Here is a 20,296-nt window from a genome sequence, read left to right on the forward strand (position 1 = left end):
CGGAGCCGCCACGGGGGCCGTCCGCCGGGCCGTGACCGGGCCCGCGGAGTGGCCGCGAAGAGTCGGCGGAGGGCCGCCGGCCCGTCGCGCGTCGCCTCCCGGCCCCGCGTTGTATACCGGTTTAACCCGCCTGCGCCGGTTAAGCTGAGGTCCATGAGGCGGCTACTACGAAACCGGGACGAGGCGGGGACGGCCGGAGAGGTGGCAGCCGGAGAGGTGGCGGCCGCTGCGGCGGTCGCGCTGCCGATGGTCGAGCCCGACCCGACCGCCGCCGCCTTCTTCGACGTGGACAACACGATGATGCGCGGCGCGTCCATTTACTACTTCGCCCGCGGCCTGGCCTCCCGTGGCCTGTTCACCACCCGCGACCTGCTGAGGTTCGCGTTCGGCCAGACGGTCTTCCGGGTCCGCGGCGGCGAGAACCCCGAGCACATCGCCGAGGCCAGGGAGGCCGCGCTGGCGTTCGTGGCGGGCAACAAGGTCGAGGACATCGTCCAGCTGGGCGAGGAGATCTACGACGAGGTGATGGCCGACCGCATCTGGGCCGGCACCCGGGCCCTGGCCCAGAGCCACCTCGACGCCGGCCAGCGGGTCTGGCTGGTCACCGCGACCCCGGTGGAGCTCGCCCGGGTCATCGCCCAGCGCCTCGGCCTGACCGGCGCCCTCGGCACCGTGGCGGAGACCAGCGACGGCGTCTACACCGGCCGCCTGGTCGGCGACCTGCTCCACGGCCCGGCCAAGGCGGAGGCCGTGCGCGCGCTGGCCCGCCGGGAGGGCCTCGACCTGAGCCGCTGCTCGGCCTACAGCGACTCGGCCAACGACCTGCCGCTGCTGTCCATCGTCGGCAACGCCACCGCGATCAACCCCGACGCCGAGCTGCGCGACCACGCCCGGCAGAACCAGTGGGCGATCAAGGACTTCCGCACCGGCCGCAAGGCCACCATGATCGGTCTGCCCATCGCCGCGGGCCTGGGGGCCCTGGCCGGCGGCGTGGCGGCCGCCATCGCGCTGCGCCGCCTCCACCGCGCCCGCTGACCCCCGTACGGCCTCTGCGCGGGTTCCGTGCGGCCTCTGCGCGGGTTCCGTGCGGCCTCTGCGCGGGTTCCGTGCGGTCGGTCCGCCCTTCGTACGGACCGGCCCCGTACGGCTCGGCCGTCCCGCCGGGCGGCCCCGGGGGTCCGCCGGAGGTCTCCGGGGGGAGCGGGTCAGAAGAACGGCGGGAAGGCGTGGCCCCGCCGCAGCCGCAGCTCGTTGAGCTGCTGCTGGATGATCTCGCGGACCTGGTCGGTGAGGTGGAAGACCACCATGGGGTCGTCGGCGTCGGCGGGGTCGAACTCGTCGGTCCGGACCGGCTCGCCGAACCCGATCACCCACTTGGACGGCAGCGGCACCGCGCCGAGCGGTCCCAGCCACGGGAACAGCGGGGTGACGGGGAAGTACGGCAGGCCGAGGGCCCTGGCCAGCAGGCGCAGGTCGCCGATCTTGGGGTAGATCTCCTCCGCCCCCACGATCGCGCAGGGCACGATCGGCGTCTGGGCGCGGATGGCCGAGGCGACGAACCCTCCGCGGCCGAACCGCTGCAACCGGTACCGCTCGGAGAACGGCTTGCCGACGCCCTTGAACCCCTCGGGGAAGACCCCGACCAGCTCGCCCTTGCGCAGCAGGCGGTCGACGTCCTCCCGGCAGGCCAGGGTGTGGCCGGACTTCCGGGCCAGGTGGCCGAGCAGCGGGAGGCGGTAGACCAGGTCGGCGCCGAGGAGCCGGAGCGCGCGGCGGGCGGGGTGGTGGTCGTGCAGGGCCACCTGGAGCATGAGCCCGTCCAGCGGGATGGTGCCCGAGTGGTTGGCCACGACGAGGGCCCCGGAGCCGGCCGGCACGTGCTCCATGCCGGTGGTCTCGACGCGGAACCAGTCGCGGTACAGCGGGCGGATCAGCTCCAGCAGCACCTTGTCGGTGAGCTCGGGGTCGAAGCCGAACTCGTCGACCTCGTAGTCGCCCGTGACGCGGCGGCGCAGGAGGGCCAGCAGTTCGGCGACGCGCCGGTCGACGTCGCTCACCGGGTCGCCGCCCGGGTGAGCAGGTCCGTCACGGCCACGGGCAGGCCGCCGGCGATGTCGCGGGCCCGCAGGAAGTCGTCGAAGGCCGCGGCGGTCGAGAACACCGGCCGCCGGCCGAGGGCCGCGGTCAGCGCGGCGGTGTCGACGACGCGGCCGTGGCGCATCAGGCGGAGCTGCTCGGGGGAGAAGTCGACCAGGCCGGCGCCCCGGGCGAGCTCGCCCATGAGCTGGAAGGCCGGAGAGGGCACCGGGACCGCGACCAGCCCGGCCCGGCGGACGCACTGCGACAGCAGGAGCACGCCGTCCCCGGCCACGTTGAACGTGCCGGGATGGTCCTCGGTGGCCGTCCGCCTGAGCACCTCGACCGCGTCGTCCTCGTGGACGAACTGCAGCCGGGGGTCGAAGCCGAGCACCGTCGGCAGGACGGGCTGGGTGAAGTACCGGGTCAGCGGCGAGTCGACGCCGGGCCCCATGAAGTTGGCGAACCTGAGGGTGGTGACGGCCACGTCGCGGCGGCGCCGGACGAACCCGCGGACGTAGCCCTCGACCTCGCAGGCGTCCTTGGCGTAACCGTGCGCCGGCGGCTCGGCCGGCTCGGCGTCCTCGGTGAAGACCGCCGGGTCTCGGGGAGAGGATCCGTAGACGGACGTGGTCGAGCGCACGACGAGACGGCGGACCGTGGCGGACCGTTGACAGGCACCGAGCAGCTGCATGGTGCCGATGACGTTCTGCTCTTTCATGAGCGCCCGGCCGCCGCTCCGGGAGGGAGCGCTCACCAGACTCATGTGGACCACCGTGTCGACGTCGGCGCCCGCGATCACCTTGGCGATGTCGGGGCCGCGCGGATCCACGCGGACGAACTCCGTCCGGCCGAGGGGGACGCCGCCATCACCTGACAGCGAGGGCGGCGGCGCCGTGTCCACTCCGATGACCCGGTCGATCTCCGGGTCTGCCGCGAGAACGCTCGCCACCCGGGCGCCGATGTGGCGCGAGACCCCGGTGACGAGCACGGTGTGGGTCATCGACGCCTCGCAGATCCGCTTCGCTACTTCTTGTTACGCCGCTGGATGCGGGTCTTCTTGAGAAGCTTGCGGTGCTTCTTCTTCGCCATGCGCTTGCGGCGCTTCTTGATCACAGAGCCCACGGGACCCCCAGGTAGCTGGTAGCCGAGATTGTCAAACCGGTGCGCGAACAACACACCGGCTCAACAGACTACCGGCGATCCACGGTAGATCGGCCCTGGGGGAGACCCGGGGGACGTTTTGGGAACTCACGGCGCGCCGCGCGCGCCGCTACCTCGTCCTGCTCCGCCGTCACCGGCCGGGGTCGGGGACCGGCGGGCCGATCGCCTCTCCCGGACGGTCTGCGGCCGGCGCCCCCCGGCCGGCGCCGGGGAGCTCACCGCTTCAACCCGCCTCGATGTAGGCGTCCCTCAGATAGTCGTGAACCGCCTGCTCCGGCACCCGGAAGGATCGGCCGACCCGGATGGCCGGCAGCTCGCCCGAATGCACGAGTCGGTAAACGGTCATCTTGGACACCCTCATGACGGTGGCCACCTCGGCCACGGTCAGGAACTTCACCTCACTGAGAGGTCTTTCGCCTGCAGCCATCGGACGCCTCTTCCGCACGTGTTTCCGGGTTATCCCCACTGGTGCCATCGCTCACGCACGTGTACTGCCGTCAGCGTAAGTCGGGACTCGGAGTGCGCAAACCCCCTATTTTGTCAGCCCCCGCAGTCCCACGTCAGCGAAACGGAGAAACTCGCTGGCCAGCAGCCGGACCGTGCCCCTCGCCTAGATCTTGGAACGGACCAACTGTCTCCTATTAGAGTCGCCCACAATCTCCAAAAAGTTGACAAACGGTCGGCGAGGTGGGCGGAATGCAGGCGCGAAAAGCCGGTATAGGGACGTCCGCAACGACGCCCCCCACGCCTCACAGGGCCCGCACGACCCTCTCGACCAGATACTTCGTAAGCGGATCGTAATGCCTCGGTAGCACATTGTCATCGAGCGGCACGGTGACAGCGATCTTGCCTTCCGCCTCCCCGACGAAGAGCGCGGGGTCGTTGCTGTCGGCGAACCCGACCGTGAGGAGGCCCGCCTCACCCGCCGCGCCGGCCCAGCCGTGGTCGGCGATCACCAGGTCCGGCCGGCCGGCCCCGGGCCCGGTGATCCCATCGAGCATGGCCTCCATCGGGGCCGGGTCGTGGGTGTGCACGAAGGCGCCCCGGTCGTCCAGCATGGCCACGTCGTCCATGTACCGGATCTTGCGCTTGCGGCCGTACCCGGAGCCCCAGTAGGACCAGCCCTCGGCCGGGCTCATCATGACCGCGCCGTGCCGGCGCAGCAGCCTGGCCAGGGCGAGGTGGACGGTGAGCAGGCCCGTGGGGTGGCCCGTGGCCATCAGGACCCGCGGGGCGCCGCGGCGCAGCACCCCGGCGATCGTGTCGCCCATCGCCTCCACCGCGGCGATCGTCAGGTCGGGGTCGATGGTGTCCTGGCCCTCCCGGTGCCCCGGGTCGGCCACCACCCCGGCGGACCCGGCCATCAGCTCCAGCACGTCCCGGTAGGACCAGCGGCCCCGCAGGGTGAGCCCGAACAGGTGGTAGGGGTCGCGGTTGGCCAGCGACCGGTAGTGGTCGAGGTTGTTCTCCCGGCTGGTCGCCACGTCACCGGCGATCCGGGTGCGGACGAGGTGGTCACGGAGGGCCTCGCGATCCGGCGGCGCCGGGGAGGGACCCGGCCGGGCCTCGGACGGGTCCGGCGGGGACGCGGAGGGGCCCGGCCGGGCCGTGGAAGGGCCCGGTGAGGTCGCGGACGGGTCCGGCCGGGTCACGGGAGAGGGTCCAGCCCGTGGAGGGGGAAGACGGCCTTCCTGGTGGCCATGACGGCCCGGTCGATCGGATCCGCCGGGTCGTATCCGGCGGAGAAGTCGGCGAACTCCGGCTTCCTGCCGTCGGTCAGCGTCAGCGGCGCCGTCTGACCCGTCCGCTCCTTGGTGACCTTGCGCCACTCCGGCGGGGTGGCGGTGGCCGGGTCGAGCGGCCGGCCCGCGACCTCGGCCAGCAGGTGCGTCCAGGCCCGGGGAACGACCTGCACCAGCTCGTAGCCCCCTCCCCCGGTGACGACCCAGCGCCCGCCCGCGGTCTCGTGGGCCAGCTCGTGCAGCGCGGCGTAGGCGGCGCGCTGGCCGTCCAGGCTGAGCATCAGGTGGGCCAGCGGGTCCAGCGCGTGGCTGTCGCAGCCGTGCTGGGTGACCAGGATCTCGGGGGCGAACCCCCTCAGCAGCGGCGGGACCACCGCGTGGAAGGCCCGCAGCCAGCCGCCGTCGCCGCAGCCCGCCGGCAGCGCCACGTTGACCGCCGTGCCCTCCGCCCCGGTCTCCCCGGGGAAGCCCGTTCCGGGGAAGAGGGTCTTCGGGCTCTCGTGCAGGCTGACGGTCAGGACCCTGGGGTCGTCGTAGAACGCCGCCTGGACGCCGTCGCCGTGGTGGACGTCCACGTCGACGTAGGCGACCCTCGTCGCGCCCTGGTCGAGCAGCCAGGCGATCGCCACCGCCGGGTCGTTGTACACGCAGAACCCGCTCGCTGCGGAGGGCATCGCGTGGTGCAGGCCCCCCGCCACGTTCACCGCGTGCTCGGCCTCGCCCGTCCAGACCGCGCGGGCGGCGGCCAGGCTGGCGCCGGTGATCAGCGCGGACGCCTCGTGCACCCCGGTGAAGGCCGGGTTGTCCTCGGTGCCGAGCCCGTGGAACAGGTCGGGCCGCCCGGTCACGGACACCCGCCTGACGGCCTCGATGTAGTCGCGCGTGTGGACCAGCGCCAGCTCGTCGTCGGTGGCGGGCGCGCAGCCGGTCACCTCGACCGCGTCCAGCACGCCCAGCTCCCGCGCCAGGGCCATGGTCAGCTCGACCCGCACGGGGGCGAGCGGGTGCCCCGGGCCGAAGTCGTAGGAGGTGAGGGCGTCGTCCCAGACGACCCGCACGGAACGGCTCACGGGTCCTCCTCCTTCGCCGGCCTGGTGCGCGGGCCGCCGCGCTCCCCGGGCCGCCCTCCGCTCTCGCTCACGGGCTGCTCGCTCACGGGTTCTCCCCCGCCGGGCGCGGCGATGCCGCGCTCCCCCGGGGTCCCCCCGCTCCGGCCGACGCTACCGCACCCCGGCGGGCGGGGACCGGTACGGATACTCCGGAGGAGCGAACGCTTTTCATCTAAGCGAAATATCCATATTTATTCGCCCCACACCCCAGCCTGCCGGTGGGTACGGCGGAGCGCCGGTCAGCCGGCGGCGAGCTGGCGGCTGCGGTCGCGGGCGGCCTCGATGGCCGCCAGGAAGGCGGCCCGGACGCTGTGGCGCTCCAGCTCGGCGATGGCCGAGATGGTGGTGCCGCCCGGGGAGGTGACCGCCTCGCGCAGGATCACCGGGTGCTCACCGGAGTCGCGCAGCATGATGGCCGCGCCGACGATCGACTGCGTGACCATGTCGAGGGCCGCGGCGCGGGGCATGCCGAGCAGGATGCCCGCGTCGACCATGGCCTCGACGAGATAGAAGAAGTAGGCCGGGCCGCTGCCGGACAGCGCGGTCGCGGCGTCCTGCTGCGACTCGGGGATGCGCAGCACCTTGCCGACCGGCCGCAGCAGGTTCTCGGTGAGCTCCAGGTGCCTCTCGGAGGCGTGGGCGCCCGCCGAGATCACGCTCATCGCCTCGTCCACCAGCACCGGCGTGTTGGACATCACCCGGACCACCGGGATCTCGCCGCCCAGCCGGGACTCCACGAAGGAGGTGGTGATGCCCGCCGCCGCCGTGACCACCAGGCGGTCGCCCGGGACGTGCGGGGCGATCTCCGTCAGCAGGGCGGCCATGTCCTGGGGCTTGACCGCGAGGATGAGCGTGTCGGCGGACTTGGCGGCCTCGGCGTTGGAGACCACCTGCACGCCGTACCGTTCCCTGAGGTCCGCGGCGCGCTCGGCGCGGCGCGCGGTGACCAGCACCTCGTCCGGCCCTGCCCCGGCCCGGATCAGCCCGGACAGCAGGGCCTCGCCCATCTTGCCGGTTCCCAGAATCGCGATCATTTCGGCGCACCTCGCGTGAGAGGACCATCGGGAGAAGTGAATCCCCAGCCTAAGGGGTCCGCCCGCATGGCACCGGGCGGCGTTCACTCCTGGTCATCTGGCGCGGTTCGCAGGACAGGGCCGAGACCGAGAGCATATGACATACATGGTGTCCATCGGCGTGGAAGGACGACATGGCCGTCACTCGGATCGATATCGACGACGAGGTGCTCGCCGAGGCCATGCGGATGCTGGGCGCCACGACAAAGGAGGAAGCCGTCAATCGGATCCTGCGGGAGTACGTGGCCCGCGTCAGACGCGTCCAAGCGCTGGAGAGGCTCTCGGCCCGCGCCGCACGGGGTGAGTTCGACGAAGCGATCCATGCTCGCCGGTCCGTCAAGGCGGCGTGGCGGGATGAACGGTCTCCGTGAACCGGTCCGGCGGCCGGGACGTTGTAGGGGTATGCGGACGATCACGACCTCTCTCCTGGCCGGCAGCCTGTTGCTCGCCGCGGCCTGCGGCGTCGAGCAGGGTGGCACCGCGGCCTCGGTCACCACGACCGCCCCGGCGGGGCACGGCGCCGGAACGGCCACCGGCCCCTCGCAGCCGGTCTCGCACACCGTGCCGCCCGTGGCGCCCCGCGACGAGTCCACGCACGGCACGCCCAAGCCGGTGCGGCCCGAGGGCCACACCGTCAACCCCCGCAAGGCCCGATGGCTCACGGCCAAGCCGTCCAAGGACGGCCGGAGCCTGCGGGTCGTCTGGTGGTCGGGGGTGGAGCCCTGTACGGTCCTCGACCGGGTGAGCGTCAAGGAGACGGCCCGGCGGGTGACCGTCACCCTCTGGGAGGGGCCGAGCAGCAAGGCGCAGAACGTCGCCTGCATCGACATCGCCGTCAAGAAGATGACGACCGTCAAGCTCAAGGCCCCCCTGGGCAAGCGCAAGGTGGTCGACGGGGCCCGCTGACGCGGACCCGCGCCGGTCCCACCGGGCCCGCCCGCCCTGGGGGCGCACCGGCACGAGACGCCCTCGGCGTGGGCGCGCCGGCCTCACCCGACCGGGCCCTCCTTGCATCCCTGCGGCCGCTCGGGCCGCTCGCCCGTCCATCCCTGCTCGGTGTAGGCCGCGTAACCGATCACCGTGCCGGCGGACACGCCCTCGGTGTCCCGGACGACTGTGGAGCGGTCGCCGATCATCTCACCGGTGACGGGGTCGAGGACGACCTGGTAGTCGGTGGGGACCGTGGCGTCGCCTATTTCGGACTCGCCGGCCCCTTCGGCGTTGATCCGCACCGCGACCCCCGGGCGGCCGAGCGGGTCGGTGATCTCACCGACCATCCGGGTGCCCGGCAGGCCGGCGAGGATTCGCAGCGCCGCCGCTCGCAGGCCCGGCGGACTCGGCAGATTCAGCAGCGAGACCGCGGAGAAGAACCAGTCCTCCTCCCGCGACGGGCCATCGGGCCTCGGGATCGCCTTGAACCGTTCGAGCAGCGCGTCGGCGTCCCTGGGCAGCGCCTCCAGGTCGGCGAAGGTCAGCTCGCCCATCCTACGGTCGTAGAGGATCCCCTTCGGGTCGACCTCCCAGGAGTAGGTGCACCGCACCCGCTTCGGCGCGCAGTCCGCCTCCCCGGCGCACTCCGCGATCGGGCCGTCGGGGCTCGGAGCGCCGCCGCGGCGGCCCGGAGCGCCCCGCTCCCGCCAGGTGGCCGCGTCCTCAGGAGTGGCGGGACGGTCCGCCAGCTTGTCGATGCGGGTGAAACCGGGGTCGCGGGGATCGCGAGGCGTCCACGAGTCCAGCTCACTGGTGGAGAGCATCATGTAGCGGCCGGCTCCGTCCCCCCATCGGGTGAGCGAGCCGTTGACGGTCCTGCGCCGCCAGTACGCCCCGGGGGTCTCCGCGGGCAGCGCCTCCGCCCTGGCGGCGATGTCCAGCAGAGCCTGGGGGCCGGTCGGCGCAGACACCGCCGTCGCGGGGCCGTCCCCGGGCCCTCCTCCGGCCCCGACCCCGGCCGTGACGGCCAGGATCACCGCGGCCGTCGCGACGGCGGTGGCGACGGTCCACGTCCACGGCCGGAGGCGGAGGCGTACGCGGCGCCGTACCGGCCGGGTCGTCTCTGCGGCGGACAGCCGGGCGCGGGCGCGGGCGACGACCTCGGGCGACGGCGGCGGGGCGTCCGGAAGCGACGACGCCAGCAGGGTGATCTCATCCATCGTGGTCCTCCTTCAGCGGGTCGATGTCGCCGAGCGCCTCGCGGAGCCGCCTGCGGGCCCGGTTCAGCCGGGACGCGACGGTCCCGTAGGGGATATCCAGCGCGGCGGCCACCTCGGCATGGGAGAGGCCGCCGAGCGCGACGAGCAGGACCACGTTCCGGTCCCGCTCGGCCAGGCCGGTCAGCGCCCCCGCGAGCCGGCCGGTCACCCGCCCCGCGGCGACCCGCGCGGTCACCCTGTCCTCGTGGCCGTCCGCGTGGCCGCCGGGACGGTCGGCGGCGTCGCGTACGGCGGTGCGGGCGAGCGCCTTCCACCGGCGGACCTCACTCCGCCGGTGTTTGGCGAGCAGATTGGTGGCTATGCCGTACAGCCAGGGGCGGATCTCTCCTCGCGCGGCGTCGAAGCGGTCGCGGTCGCGGAAGGCGCGGAGGAAGGTCTCGGCCGCGAGGTCGTCGGCGGCGTGGACGTCCAGGCGGCGGGCGACGTAGCGGTGGATCTCGGCGAAGTGGTCGTCGAAGATCCGGTCGAAATCGAGGTCCGGCGGGCTCCCGCCGGTCTCGGGGCCGGGACGGCCGGGCGTGGGATGGGGAGCGATCATGCTCCGTCCCGCGGGACGGGGCGATGGGGAGCGGACACGGGGGTTCCTTCGTTGGGAGAGGGGGATCGCCCGTTGTTCCCCGGAGATCGGGAATGCTTTCACGCGCCGAAAGGTTGAGTGACGTAGGCTCAAGTCGTTTGACAAACGTCACTCGAGACTCCAATATGAGCCCGACAGACTCAACTTTGACTACAAGGACGTACTCATGGCACGTGCGGTAGGTATCGACCTGGGGACGACCAACTCCGTCGTCTCGATCCTCGAGGGCGGTGAGCCCACCGTCATCGCCAACGCTCAGGGCTCTCGGACCACGCCGTCCGTGGTCGCCTTCGCGAAGAACGGCGAGGTCCTCGTCGGCGAGGTCGCCAAGCGGCAGGCCGTCACCAACGTGGACCGGACGATCCGCTCGGTCAAGCGCGAGATCGGCACCGACTGGAACCAGGAGATCGACGGCAAGAAGTTCTCCCCCCAGCAGATCAGCGCCTTCGTCCTGCAGAAGCTCAAGCAGGACGCCGAGGCCTACCTGGGCGAGAAGATCACCGATGCCGTGATCACCGTTCCCGCCTACTTCAACGACGCCCAGCGCCAGGCCACCAAGGAGGCCGGGCAGATCGCGGGCCTGAACGTCCTGCGCATCATCAACGAGCCGACGGCCGCGGCGCTCGCCTACGGCCTCGACAAGGACCAGGACCAGACGATCCTGGTCTTCGACCTCGGCGGCGGCACCTTCGACGTGTCCCTGCTCGACGTCGGCCAGGAGGACGGCCACGGCTTCGTCGAGGTCAAGGCCACCAGCGGCGACAACCACCTCGGTGGCGACGACTGGGACCAGCGCGTCGTGGACGAGCTGGCCAACCGGTTCAAGAACGCCCACGGCGTCGACCTGTCCAAGGACAAGATGGCCCTCCAGCGCCTGCGTGAGGCGGCGGAGAAGGCCAAGATCGAGCTGTCCAGCCAGTCCGAGACCAGCATCAACCTGCCCTACATCACGGCCTCCGCCGAGGGCCCGCTGCACCTGGACGAGAAGCTCACCCGCGCCGAGTTCCAGCGGCTCACCGCCGACCTGCTCGAGCGCTGCAAGGGCCCGTTCCACCAGGTGATCAAGGACGCCGGCATCAAGGTCGCGGACATCGCGCACGTCGTGCTCGTCGGCGGCTCGACCCGCATGCCCGCCGTCACCGAGCTCGTCAAGGAGCTGACCGGCGGCAAGGAGCCCAACAAGGGCGTGAACCCGGACGAGGTCGTCGCCATCGGCGCCGCCCTGCAGGCCGGCGTGCTCAAGGGTGAGGTCAAGGACGTCCTGCTGCTCGACGTGACCCCGCTGTCGCTGGGCATCGAGACCAAGGGCGGCATCTTCACCAAGATCATCGAGCGCAACACCACGATCCCGACCAAGCGCTCCGAGGTCTTCACCACGGCCGAGGACAACCAGCCGTCGGTGCAGATCCAGGTGTACCAGGGCGAGCGTGAGATCGCGGCGTACAACAAGAAGCTGGCCACCTTCGAGCTGACCGGCATCGCCCCGGCGCCGCGCGGCATCCCGCAGATCGAGGTCACCTTCGACATCGACGCCAACGGCATCGTGAACGTCTCCGCCAAGGACCTCGGCACCGGCAAGGAGCAGACGATGACGATCACCGGCGGCTCCGCGCTGCCGAAGGACGACATCGAGCGCATGATGCGCGAGGCCGACTCCTACGCCGAGGAGGACAAGCGGCGCCGCGAGGAGGCCGAGACCCGCAACAACGCGGACTCGCTCGTCTACCAGACCGAGAAGTTCCTCAGCGAGAACTCCGACAAGGTCCCGGACGACGTCAAGACCGAGGTCACCGACTCCGTCGCCGAGCTGAAGAAGGCCCTGGAGGGCACCGACACGGCCGTGATCCGGACCGCCGCCGAGAAGCTCGCCACGGTCAGCCAGAAGATGGGCTCGGCCATCTACGCCCAGTCGCAGGGCTCCGAGGCGGCCGGTGCCGCCGCCGGTGCCGACGCCGGGGACGCGTCCGGCCAGAAGGCCGACGAGGACGTGGTCGAGGCCGAGATCGTGGACGAAGAGCCCAAGCGCGACAACGGCGCGAAGTGACGGACCGTGATCCGAGGGGAGCGCGAGCGTGAACACGCGTGAGAACGGCTCCGGGGAGGAGCCGGTGATCCGCGACAACCGCAAGATCGATCCGGAGACCGGAGAGGCACGCGGCCAGGCCGAGCGTGAGCAGGCCGAGCGGGCGGCACAGGCCGGGCAGGCCGGGGAGGCGGGTGGAGCCGGCCAGGCCGCCTCCGCCGCGGCCGACGGCCTGGCCTCGGCCGAGCTGGCCGTCCAGCTCGGCGAGCGCACCGCCGACCTCCAGCGTCTCCAGGCCGAATACTCCAACTACCGCAAGCGGGTCGAGCGCGACCGGGCCATGGTCAAGGAGCAGGCGGTGGCCGGCGTGCTGTCCGAGCTGCTGCCGGTCCTCGACGACATCGGCCGGGCCCGCGACCACGGGGAGCTCACCGGCGGTTTCGCCAAGGTGAGCGAGTCGCTGGAGGCGGTCGCGGGGAAGCTGGGACTGAGCACCTTCGGCGTCAAGGGCGAGCCGTTCGACCCGACGGTGCACGAGGCGCTGATGCACAGCTACTCACCCGACGTCGCCGAGCCGACCTGCGTGGAGATCCTGCAGCCGGGCTACCGGATCGGTGAGCGCGTGCTGCGGCCCGCCCGGGTCGCGGTCGCCGAGCCCGAGGAGCCCTCCTCCGGCGACGCGGCCGGCGCGGGCGACAACTGAACACACCCCCATTCCCTTTGATCGAAAAGGAAAGCGATGAGCACCAAGGACTACCTGGAGAAGGACTACTACGCCGTCCTTGGTGTGCCGAAGACCGCCACCGCCGAAGAGATCAAGAAGGCGTACCGGAAGCTGGCCAGGCAGTACCACCCGGACGCCAACCAGGGCAAGACGGAGACCGAGGAGAAGTTCAAGAACGTCTCCGAGGCCTACGACGTCCTGTCCGACACCAAGCGCCGCAAGGAGTACGACGAGGCGCGGGCGCTGTTCGGATCGGGTCTCGGCGGTTACCCGGGGGGCGGGGGGGCCTCCCGCGGTGGTGGCGGCTTCGCCTTCGACCTGGGTGACCTGTTCGGCGGCACCCAGCAGGGCACCGGGGAGCGCATCGGCGACCTGTTCGGGGGTCTGTTCAACCGGGGCGGCACCGCCCCCCGGACCGGCGGGACCACCACCAGGGCACGGCGCGGCCAGGACGTCGAGTCCGAGGTCACGCTCTCGTTCACCGAGGCCGTCCAGGGCACCACCGTGTCGCTCCGGCTGACCAGCTCCTCCGCCTGTACGGCGTGCGGCGGCACCGGCGCCAAGGCCGGGACCACCCCGCGGGTCTGCCCGACCTGCGAGGGCACCGGCGCGGCCAGCCGCAACCTCGGCAACTTCGCCTTCTCCGAGCCGTGCCGCGACTGCAAGGGCCGCGGCCTGCTGGTGGACGACCCGTGCCCGGTGTGCGAGGGCAGCGGCCGGGGCAAGAGCACCCGCACGATCCAGGCGCGCATCCCCGCCGGGGTGGCCGACGGCCAGCGCATCAAGATCAAGGCCAAGGGCGCCCCCGGCGAGAACGGTGGCCCGGCCGGCGACCTGTACGTCCAGGTCCACGTCAAGCCGCACGCGGTCTTCGGCCGGACCGGCGAGAACCTCACGGTCACCGTTCCGGTCACCTTCACCGAGGCCGCACTCGGCGCGGAGATCAAGGTGCCCATCCTCAAGGGGATGCCGGTGACGCTGCGCATCCCCGAGGGCACCCCCAACGGCCGGACCTTCCGGGTGCGGGGCCGGGGCGTGACCCGCAAGGACGGCACCAAGGGCGACCTGCTCGCCACGGTCGAGGTCCTGGTGCCCCAGCACCTGGAGGACAAGGCCAGGGGCGCACTGGAGGAGTTCCGCGACGCCACCACGGGAGGCGACCCGCGGGCCGAGCTGATCCAACAGGCCAGAAGCGAGTAGCCATGGAAGCCAACTACTTCGATCTGTCGGACGACACCCCCGTCTACGTCATCTCGGTGGCCGCCCAGCTGTCGGGCCTGCACCCGCAGACCCTGCGGCAGTACGACCGTCTCGGCCTGGTCAGTCCGGGCCGTACGGCCGGCCGCGGCCGCCTGTACTCCACCCGCGACATCATCATGCTCCGCGAGGTCCAGCGGCTCTCCCAGGAGGAGGGCATCAACCTCGCGGGCATAAAGCGGATACTGGCGCTCGAGAACGAGGCGATGCGGCTGCGCGAGGAGAACCACCGCCTCCGCGCCGAGACGACCATGATCCGCGCGCTGATCCGATACCAGTTGCCACCCGCCTGACACTCCACGAACGAGGGCCGGGGGGATCTTTCGCCGCGCCGTGCCCCGGCGCGGTACAGAACGCCTGAACGGAGTTGGGCGATAGCCATGGATTACAAGCTCACGCAGAAGAGTCAGGAGGCGGTCTCCGCCGCCATCAGGCGCGCCGCCGCCGAGGGCAACCCGGAGGTCGCCCCGGCCCATCTGTTCACCGCGCTGCTCTCCCAGACCGGCGGCACCGCCGTACCGCTGCTGGAGGCGGTCGGCGCCGACTGGAAGCAGCTTCGCACCGAGGCCGAGAAGCAGCTCGCGGCCCTGCCCAAGGCGCAGGGCGCCACGGTCAGCGCCCCGTCGAGCTCCCGGCAGCTGCTGACCGTGCTGAACACCGCGGCCCAGCGGGCGCGCCGGCTGGAGGACGAGTACGTCTCGACCGAGCACCTGCTGGTCGGCCTCGCCACGGACGGCGGGCCGGTCGCCGAACTGCTGAAGTCGCGCGGCGCCACCCCGAACGCGCTGCTGGAGGCGTTCGAGAAGGTCCGCGGGCACGCCCGGGTGACCAGCGAGACGCCCGAGGACACCTACCAGGCGCTGGAGAAGTACGGCGTCGACCTGACCGAGCGGGCCAGGGCCGGCAAGCTCGACCCGGTGATCGGCCGCGACTCGGAGATCCGCCGGGTCGTGCAGGTTCTCAGCCGCCGGACCAAGAACAACCCGGTGCTCATCGGCGAGCCCGGCGTCGGCAAGACCGCCGTGGTGGAGGGCCTGGCGCAGCGCATCGTCGCCGGCGACGTGCCCTCCAGCCTGCGCGACAAGCGCCTGGTCTCCCTCGACCTGGGCGCGATGGTCGCCGGCGCGAAGTACCGCGGCGAGTTCGAGGAGCGCCTCAAGGCCGTGCTGAGCGAGATCAAGGAGAGCGACGGCCAGATCGTCACCTTCATCGACGAGCTGCACACCATGGTCGGCGCGGGCGCGGCCGAGGGCGCCATGGACGCCGGCAACATGCTCAAGCCGATGCTGGCGCGCGGCGAGCTGCGGATGATCGGCGCCACCACGCTGGACGAGTACCGCGAGCGCATCGAGAAGGACCCCGCGCTGGAGCGGCGCTTCCAGCAGGTGTACGTGGGCGAGCCCACCGTCGAGGACACCATCGCGATCCTGCGCGGGCTCAAGGGCCGCTACGAGGCGCACCACCAGGTGCAGATCTCCGACGGCGCGCTGGTGGCCGCCGCCGCGCTGTCCGACCGCTACATCACCTCCCGGTTCCTGCCGGACAAGGCGATCGACCTGGTGGACGAGGCCGCCTCCCGGCTCCGCATGGAGATCGACTCCCGCCCTGTGGAGATCGACCAGCTCCAGCGGAACGTCGACCGGATGAAGATGGAGGAGCTGGCCCTCGCCAAGGAGACCGACGAGAGCAGCCTCCAGCGGCTGGAGCGGCTCCGCAAGGAGCTGGCCGACCGTCAGGAGGAGCTCAACGCCCTGGTCGGCCGCTGGGAGCGGGAGAAGGCCGGTCTGAACCGCGTCGGCGACCTGAAGAAGCAGCTCGACGAGACCCGCGGCGCGGCCGAGCGGGCGCAGCGCGACGGCGACTTCGAGGCCGCCTCCCGGCTGATGTACGCCGAGGTGCCCAGGCTGGAGGCCGAGCTCGCCGAGGCCAGCGCGGCCGCCCAGCCGGAGAGCGCCATGGTCAAGGAGGAGGTCGGGCCGGACGACATCGCCCAGGTCATCTCCTCCTGGACCGGCATCCCCGCGGGCCGGCTGCTGGAGGGCGAGACCGCCAAGCTGCTCCGGATGGAGGACGAGCTGGGCAGGCGGCTCATCGGCCAGGGCGAGGCCGTCCAGGCCGTCTCCGACGCCGTACGGCGGGCCCGCGCGGGCATCTCCGACCCCGACCGGCCGACCGGCAGCTTCCTGTTCCTCGGCCCCACCGGCGTCGGCAAGACGGAGCTGGCCAAGTCGCTGGCCGACTTCCTGTTCGACGACGAGCGGGCGATGGTCCGCATCGACATGAGCGAGTACGGCGAGAAGCACAGCGTGGCGCGGCTCGTCGGCGCCCCGCCCGGCTACGTCGGCTACGAGGAGGGCGGCCAGCTCACCGAGGCCGTGCGGCGCAGGCCGTACACCGTGGTGCTGCTGGACGAGGTCGAGAAGGCCCACCCGGAGGTCTTCGACATCCTGCTGCAGGTGCTCGACGACGGACGGCTCACCGACGGCCAAGGCCGGACGGTCGACTTCCGCAACGCGATCCTGATCCTCACCTCCAACATGGGCTCGCAGTTCCTCGTGGACCCGAAGCTGGACCGGGAGACCCAGCGCAAGGCCGTGATGGACGCGGTCCGGGGCGCGTTCAAGCCGGAGTTCCTCAACCGGCTCGACGACGTGATCATGTTCGACGCGCTCGGCATGGAGGAGCTGTCGAAGATCGTGGACCTCCAGGTGGCGCATCTGGCCAAGCGGCTCGCCGACCGGCGGATCACGCTGAACGTGACCCCCGCGGCGCGCGACTGGCTGGCGCTCACCGGCTACGACCCGCTGTACGGCGCCCGCCCGCTCCGCCGCCTGGTGCAGACCGCGATCGGCGACAAGCTCGCCAGAGAGGTTCTGGCCGGGAAGGTCCAGGACGGCGACGAGGTCACGGTGGACGTGGCCGAGGGCAACGACGCCCTGACCGTCTCGCCGACGGTAAGGGCATGACCACCGTTTCCCGGCGACGGTAAGGGCTTCACCACCGTTGGGTGAAGCCCGCCCCGGGTGCGGCCCCCGCTGGATACGTTCGGCACTCGTCCGGCACGAGAACGAACGACAGGGGGACGTGCATGATGAACCCATCACGGAAGATCCAGGGCATCCTCGCGGTGGCGACGCTCACGGCCGGCGTGACGTGGCTGTCGACCGCTCCGGCCGGTGTGTCCTGGCTCGGGGCGGTCCCGGCCTCGGCCGCGGCCTGCCACGGCTCGGCGGCGTACGGGCCCGAGGGGCCTGGAGGGGCTGAGACGCCCACGGGCACGGCCGGGGTCGCCGGGATCACGGCGACCGCACCGGAGGGGACCCGGGTGACCGGGATCGCGGCGACCGGGCCGGAGACGTCCCCGGCGGCCGGGGTCGCGGTGGCGGCGCCCGGGACGGCCGGGACCGCCGGAACGGCCGTTGCCGGCTGTCAGGACACGGCCGGCACGCGGGTGGCGGTCATACCGTCGGGCGTCCCGGTGTTCGTCCCGACGGGCGTCCCGGTGGTCTTCGGCGGGCAGGCCGGGGCCGCGCCGATGAGCGCGGAGCGGATCGCACGGATCGCCGGCCTGCCGGGCCTGTCGCAGGCGTCGGGTGTGGCCGGCTTCACCGACGCCGCGGGCGTCGCGGGGGGCGCGGGCCTGTCCGTGCGACCGGATGCGGAGACGACGGCGACCGCACAGACCGCGGAGACCGCGGCGGGGACGACCGCGGCCGCGGAGCATGTCGTGGAGCACCTGGCCGCCGGGCCGCTGCCCGCCGCGCCCGACCTGCCCGGCCTGCCGTCCACCCCGGACACCCGCTTCGACCGGGCTCCGGTTCCGGTGCGGCCGGCGCCGCCGGTCTCCACGGGCGCCGGCACGACCGGCGCCGCCGACCAGGCCGGGACCGCCGGCGCGCCGTCCGCTGACGCGCCGTCCGCCGGCGCGGGGCTGCCCGGCGCGCAGGCGGGCACCGGCACCGGGGAGTCGCTCCCGGCCTCGGCCGGGGACGCCGCGACCCCGGTCGGCGAGCTGCCCGCAGTGGTCGAGCGGGAGGTCACGGTCGTCGAGCGGGAGGTCACCACGACGGCGGAGACGCCCGCGGCGGACGACGAGACCCGGGTCTCCGGGGAGGACGGCGACGCCTCCACCGCGGAGGAGACCGTCCTCGGCGGAGGCGTCCAGCTCGGGTAGGAGCCATGCCCGGCCGCCGGAAGACTCCGGTAGGAGCCATGCCCGGCAGCCCGGAGAAGGGCCGCGACCCGTAAGCGGGTCGCGGCCCTTCTCGCGTCAGCGGGAGGCGTCCAGCAGCGCGTCGAGGTCGTCCTCGGGCAGACCGAGGTCCACCCGGATCCGATAGCGGGTGCGCAGCAGCGCGGCGTGCTCGCCGCTGCCCTCCGCCGCCTGCCGGGCCCCGTCGGTGGCCCAGACGTGGGCCTCCCGCAGGTCGCCGTAGGCGACGAGGGTCTCGGCGACGGTGAGCGCGGTGGCCGGGGTGCAGCCGCCGAGCCGGATCGCCTCGATCACCTCGCGTGCCTCGTCGGGCCGTTCGAGCTCGAAGAGGGTGTCGGCGATCCCCGCGCGGGGGTCGGCGCCCACCTCGCCGCCGTCGTCCACGGCCCGCTGGAAGCAGTCGAGGGCGTGGGCGGGCTGCCCGGCCTGCCGCCATTCCTCGCCGGCGAGCACGAGGATCGCCGCCCGCGAGACGTCCCCGGACACGTCGTCCTCGGCCAGCGCCTCCAGGCGCCGGGCGAGATTCTCGTGATCGTCGGCCAGAAGTGCCTGTTCAAGCAGCCGGTGCAGTTGCCCGTGTGTCACATACGCCACATCGCGAGAGTACCGAGCGGCGCTCGACTTCGCCCGCACAACGGCAGGTATTTGTTATGCCACCCTCTGTGCATTATTAATTACAGTCTGCGTGTTTCTGGAGGAAATCGGGCATATGCCAGGCGATCCCGGCCCGAGAGGCGACCTCGTCCGAAGGAGCTGCGATGGGCATGTCCAAGCAGACCGCCTTCACGCTGACGTTCCTGCTCGGCCTCTCGGTGATCGTCCCGGGGTCCGCCGGATACCTCTCCGCGAGGATCGACGCGGTCGAACAGGCTCACCGCAGGCTCATGGCGCTGGAGAACCGGCTGCGCGAGGAGCGGCTCATCACCCCGGCCCGTCAGGAGTCGTGGCTGCGGACACTCGCCGCTCCGGCCCCCTGCCCCGTCATGGCCCAGCCGCAGCCCCGCCGGAGGGGCGCGCCGATGACCGCCGGACTCATCCCGGCGCCGGTCGAGGCCCTGGACCCGGTGGTCGTACCGCCCGGGACCGTCCCCGGCCGAGCGTTCTCCGGGTCCGCGGCGAGGTCCGGCGGCAGGCACGGCGAGGTACGGCGCAGGCCGGCGACGCGCGAACGCGGGCACGGCGGACGGCGGGACCGGGAGCGCGCCGCCGTACCCGGGCAGGTGCGCCCGGACCGGCCGCCCTCGTGAGACGCGCGGCGGATCGCGCGGACCTCCGGGCGGGCACGCCGGGATCGGCCGGACCCGGGACGCGGACGGCGGATCGCGCGGACCCCGGACGTGGGCGGCGGATCGCGTGGACCTCCGGGCGGAGGCGCCAGGACCGGCCGCTCAGGCCGAGGCCCCCGCGAACTGGCGGTTGAGGTAGCCCCGGATCAGACTCTTGGCCTCGGCCACGATCTTCGGGTCACCGGCGGGGTCGCGCCGGAAGGCCAGCTTGAGCACCGCGTCCCCCGCCTCGACCCCGATCAGGATGGCCAGGTCGAGCTCCTCGCTGTCGGCCATGCCGTACTCCTGGAGGAGGAGGCCGCGCAGCCGGCCCGCGATCACCGCGTTGTTGTCCGACGCGGGGTCGAGCAGGTTGAGGTCGACCACGTCGCCGAACCGCAGGGAGCGGAACCCCGGGACGGTCCGGTGCATCTCGACGTACTCGTCGATGATCGCGTCGACGGCGTCCCACCAGCAGGCGTACTCCTCCGACAGGAAGCGCCGGCCGATGCGGGAGATGAAACCCTCCACGTGGCGCCGGGTCACCGCCTGGGCGATGGCCCGCTTGTCGGGGAAGAACTGGTAGATCGAACCGATTGCGACCCCGGCGCGCTCCGCGATGCGGGTGGTGGTCAACGCCTCGTAACCGACCTCGTCGAGCAGGTCGGCACAGGCGTCGAGCATCCTCTCGACACGTCGCGCGCTCCTCCGCTGGGCGGGCCGGCGGCGCAGCGGAGTCTCGCCGGGCTCCTCGGCAGGCAGGATGGACATCCCCCCATCTTGCCCCTCCGTCACCGCCCGGTCAGGCCGTATCGGCCAATCACCGGATTTCCGCGGCCGGCCCGCGACGCGGCGGGCCTCCG

21 protein-coding genes are annotated in these 20,296 nt (G+C 72.4%); 10 read left to right on the forward strand and 11 right to left on the reverse strand.

Annotation, left to right across the window (positions count from 1 at the left end):
- Positions 1-153: 153 nt before the first annotated feature.
- On the forward strand, positions 154-1,035 hold the full coding sequence (locus AB0D67_RS22430; protein WP_362938833.1) for an HAD-IB family hydrolase: 882 nt from the start codon (positions 154-156) through the stop codon (positions 1,033-1,035).
- A gap of 170 nt (positions 1,036-1,205) precedes the next feature.
- Here the strand turns inward: AB0D67_RS22430 and AB0D67_RS22435 are convergent, their stop codons facing one another.
- The 7 genes from AB0D67_RS22435 to proC all read right to left on the reverse strand — a co-directional run bounded on the left by AB0D67_RS22435 (position 1,206) and on the right by proC (position 7,125).
- Positions 1,206-2,057: a lysophospholipid acyltransferase family protein gene (locus AB0D67_RS22435; protein ID WP_362938836.1), complete on the reverse strand. Its 852-nt coding sequence runs from the start codon at positions 2,055-2,057 to the stop codon at positions 1,206-1,208.
- On the reverse strand, positions 2,054-3,079 hold the full coding sequence (locus AB0D67_RS22440) for an NAD-dependent epimerase/dehydratase family protein (RefSeq protein WP_362938839.1): 1,026 nt from the start codon (positions 3,077-3,079) through the stop codon (positions 2,054-2,056). Before AB0D67_RS22440 ends, AB0D67_RS22435 begins: the two co-directional genes overlap by 4 nt.
- Positions 3,080-3,102: 23 nt before the next feature.
- On the reverse strand, positions 3,103-3,201 hold the full coding sequence (locus AB0D67_RS22445) for an AURKAIP1/COX24 domain-containing protein (protein WP_018654693.1): 99 nt from the start codon (positions 3,199-3,201) through the stop codon (positions 3,103-3,105).
- A 262-nt stretch (positions 3,202-3,463) separates the two neighbouring features.
- Complete coding sequence (locus AB0D67_RS22450) at positions 3,464-3,667, reverse strand: helix-turn-helix domain-containing protein (protein WP_179820581.1); 204 nt, start codon at positions 3,665-3,667, stop codon at positions 3,464-3,466.
- A gap of 322 nt (positions 3,668-3,989) precedes the next feature.
- Positions 3,990-4,892, reverse strand: a complete 903-nt coding sequence (locus tag AB0D67_RS22455) for a phosphatase (protein WP_362938843.1) — start codon at positions 4,890-4,892, stop codon at positions 3,990-3,992.
- Complete coding sequence (locus AB0D67_RS22460; RefSeq protein WP_362938846.1) at positions 4,889-6,052, reverse strand: acetoin utilization protein AcuC; 1,164 nt, start codon at positions 6,050-6,052, stop codon at positions 4,889-4,891. The genes AB0D67_RS22455 and AB0D67_RS22460 overlap by 4 nt, the downstream gene beginning before the upstream one ends.
- 278 nt (positions 6,053-6,330) lie before the next feature.
- Positions 6,331-7,125, reverse strand: a complete 795-nt coding sequence (gene proC, locus AB0D67_RS22465) for a pyrroline-5-carboxylate reductase (protein ID WP_362938849.1) — start codon at positions 7,123-7,125, stop codon at positions 6,331-6,333.
- 173 nt (positions 7,126-7,298) lie between these two features.
- Between proC and AB0D67_RS22470 the strand changes: the two genes are divergently transcribed.
- Positions 7,299-7,535, forward strand: coding sequence for a type II toxin-antitoxin system VapB family antitoxin (locus AB0D67_RS22470; protein WP_362938852.1), 237 nt, complete (start codon positions 7,299-7,301; stop codon positions 7,533-7,535).
- A 31-nt stretch (positions 7,536-7,566) separates the two neighbouring features.
- Positions 7,567-8,070, forward strand: a complete 504-nt coding sequence (locus AB0D67_RS22475; protein ID WP_362938855.1) for a hypothetical protein — start codon at positions 7,567-7,569, stop codon at positions 8,068-8,070.
- 83 nt (positions 8,071-8,153) lie between these two features.
- Here the strand turns inward: AB0D67_RS22475 and AB0D67_RS22480 are convergent, their stop codons facing one another.
- Entirely contained in the window at positions 8,154-9,314 is a 1,161-nt protein-coding gene (locus AB0D67_RS22480) for a CU044_5270 family protein (RefSeq protein WP_362938858.1), read from the reverse strand.
- Positions 9,307-9,912: an RNA polymerase sigma factor gene (locus AB0D67_RS22485; protein WP_362938861.1), complete on the reverse strand. Its 606-nt coding sequence runs from the start codon at positions 9,910-9,912 to the stop codon at positions 9,307-9,309. Before AB0D67_RS22485 ends, AB0D67_RS22480 begins: the two co-directional genes overlap by 8 nt.
- A 205-nt stretch (positions 9,913-10,117) precedes the next feature.
- Here AB0D67_RS22485 and dnaK point away from each other — a divergent pair, with 205 nt between their 5' ends.
- The 6 genes from dnaK to AB0D67_RS22515 all read left to right on the forward strand — a co-directional run bounded on the left by dnaK (position 10,118) and on the right by AB0D67_RS22515 (position 18,129).
- Positions 10,118-11,995, forward strand: a complete 1,878-nt coding sequence (gene dnaK, locus AB0D67_RS22490; protein WP_362938864.1) for a molecular chaperone DnaK — start codon at positions 10,118-10,120, stop codon at positions 11,993-11,995.
- Between the two features lie 28 nt (positions 11,996-12,023).
- Complete coding sequence (gene grpE / locus AB0D67_RS22495; protein ID WP_362938867.1) at positions 12,024-12,677, forward strand: nucleotide exchange factor GrpE; 654 nt, start codon at positions 12,024-12,026, stop codon at positions 12,675-12,677.
- Positions 12,678-12,713: 36 nt separating this feature from the next.
- Positions 12,714-13,898, forward strand: a complete 1,185-nt coding sequence (gene dnaJ / locus AB0D67_RS22500; RefSeq protein WP_362938870.1) for a molecular chaperone DnaJ — start codon at positions 12,714-12,716, stop codon at positions 13,896-13,898.
- Between the two features lie 2 nt (positions 13,899-13,900).
- Positions 13,901-14,248, forward strand: a complete 348-nt coding sequence (locus AB0D67_RS22505; RefSeq protein WP_362938873.1) for a helix-turn-helix transcriptional regulator — start codon at positions 13,901-13,903, stop codon at positions 14,246-14,248.
- A gap of 87 nt (positions 14,249-14,335) precedes the next feature.
- Positions 14,336-16,921, forward strand: coding sequence for an ATP-dependent chaperone ClpB (gene clpB / locus AB0D67_RS22510; protein ID WP_362938876.1), 2,586 nt, complete (start codon positions 14,336-14,338; stop codon positions 16,919-16,921).
- A gap of 122 nt (positions 16,922-17,043) precedes the next feature.
- On the forward strand, positions 17,044-18,129 hold the full coding sequence (locus AB0D67_RS22515) for a hypothetical protein (RefSeq protein WP_362938879.1): 1,086 nt from the start codon (positions 17,044-17,046) through the stop codon (positions 18,127-18,129).
- Positions 18,130-18,225: 96 nt separating this feature from the next.
- Here the strand turns inward: AB0D67_RS22515 and AB0D67_RS22520 are convergent, their stop codons facing one another.
- Positions 18,226-18,762, reverse strand: coding sequence for a hypothetical protein (locus AB0D67_RS22520; protein ID WP_362938882.1), 537 nt, complete (start codon positions 18,760-18,762; stop codon positions 18,226-18,228).
- A 170-nt stretch (positions 18,763-18,932) separates the two neighbouring features.
- Between AB0D67_RS22520 and AB0D67_RS22525 the strand changes: the two genes are divergently transcribed.
- On the forward strand, positions 18,933-19,415 hold the full coding sequence (locus AB0D67_RS22525) for a hypothetical protein (protein ID WP_362938885.1): 483 nt from the start codon (positions 18,933-18,935) through the stop codon (positions 19,413-19,415).
- 141 nt (positions 19,416-19,556) lie between these two features.
- On the opposite strand, the gene AB0D67_RS22530 is transcribed toward AB0D67_RS22525, so the two are convergent.
- Complete coding sequence (locus tag AB0D67_RS22530; RefSeq protein WP_362938887.1) at positions 19,557-20,204, reverse strand: TetR family transcriptional regulator; 648 nt, start codon at positions 20,202-20,204, stop codon at positions 19,557-19,559.
- Positions 20,205-20,296 lie beyond the last annotated feature (92 nt).

Source organism: Streptosporangium sp. NPDC048047, from assembly GCF_040653115.1.
Lineage (GTDB): Bacteria > Actinomycetota > Actinomycetes > Streptosporangiales > Streptosporangiaceae > Streptosporangium.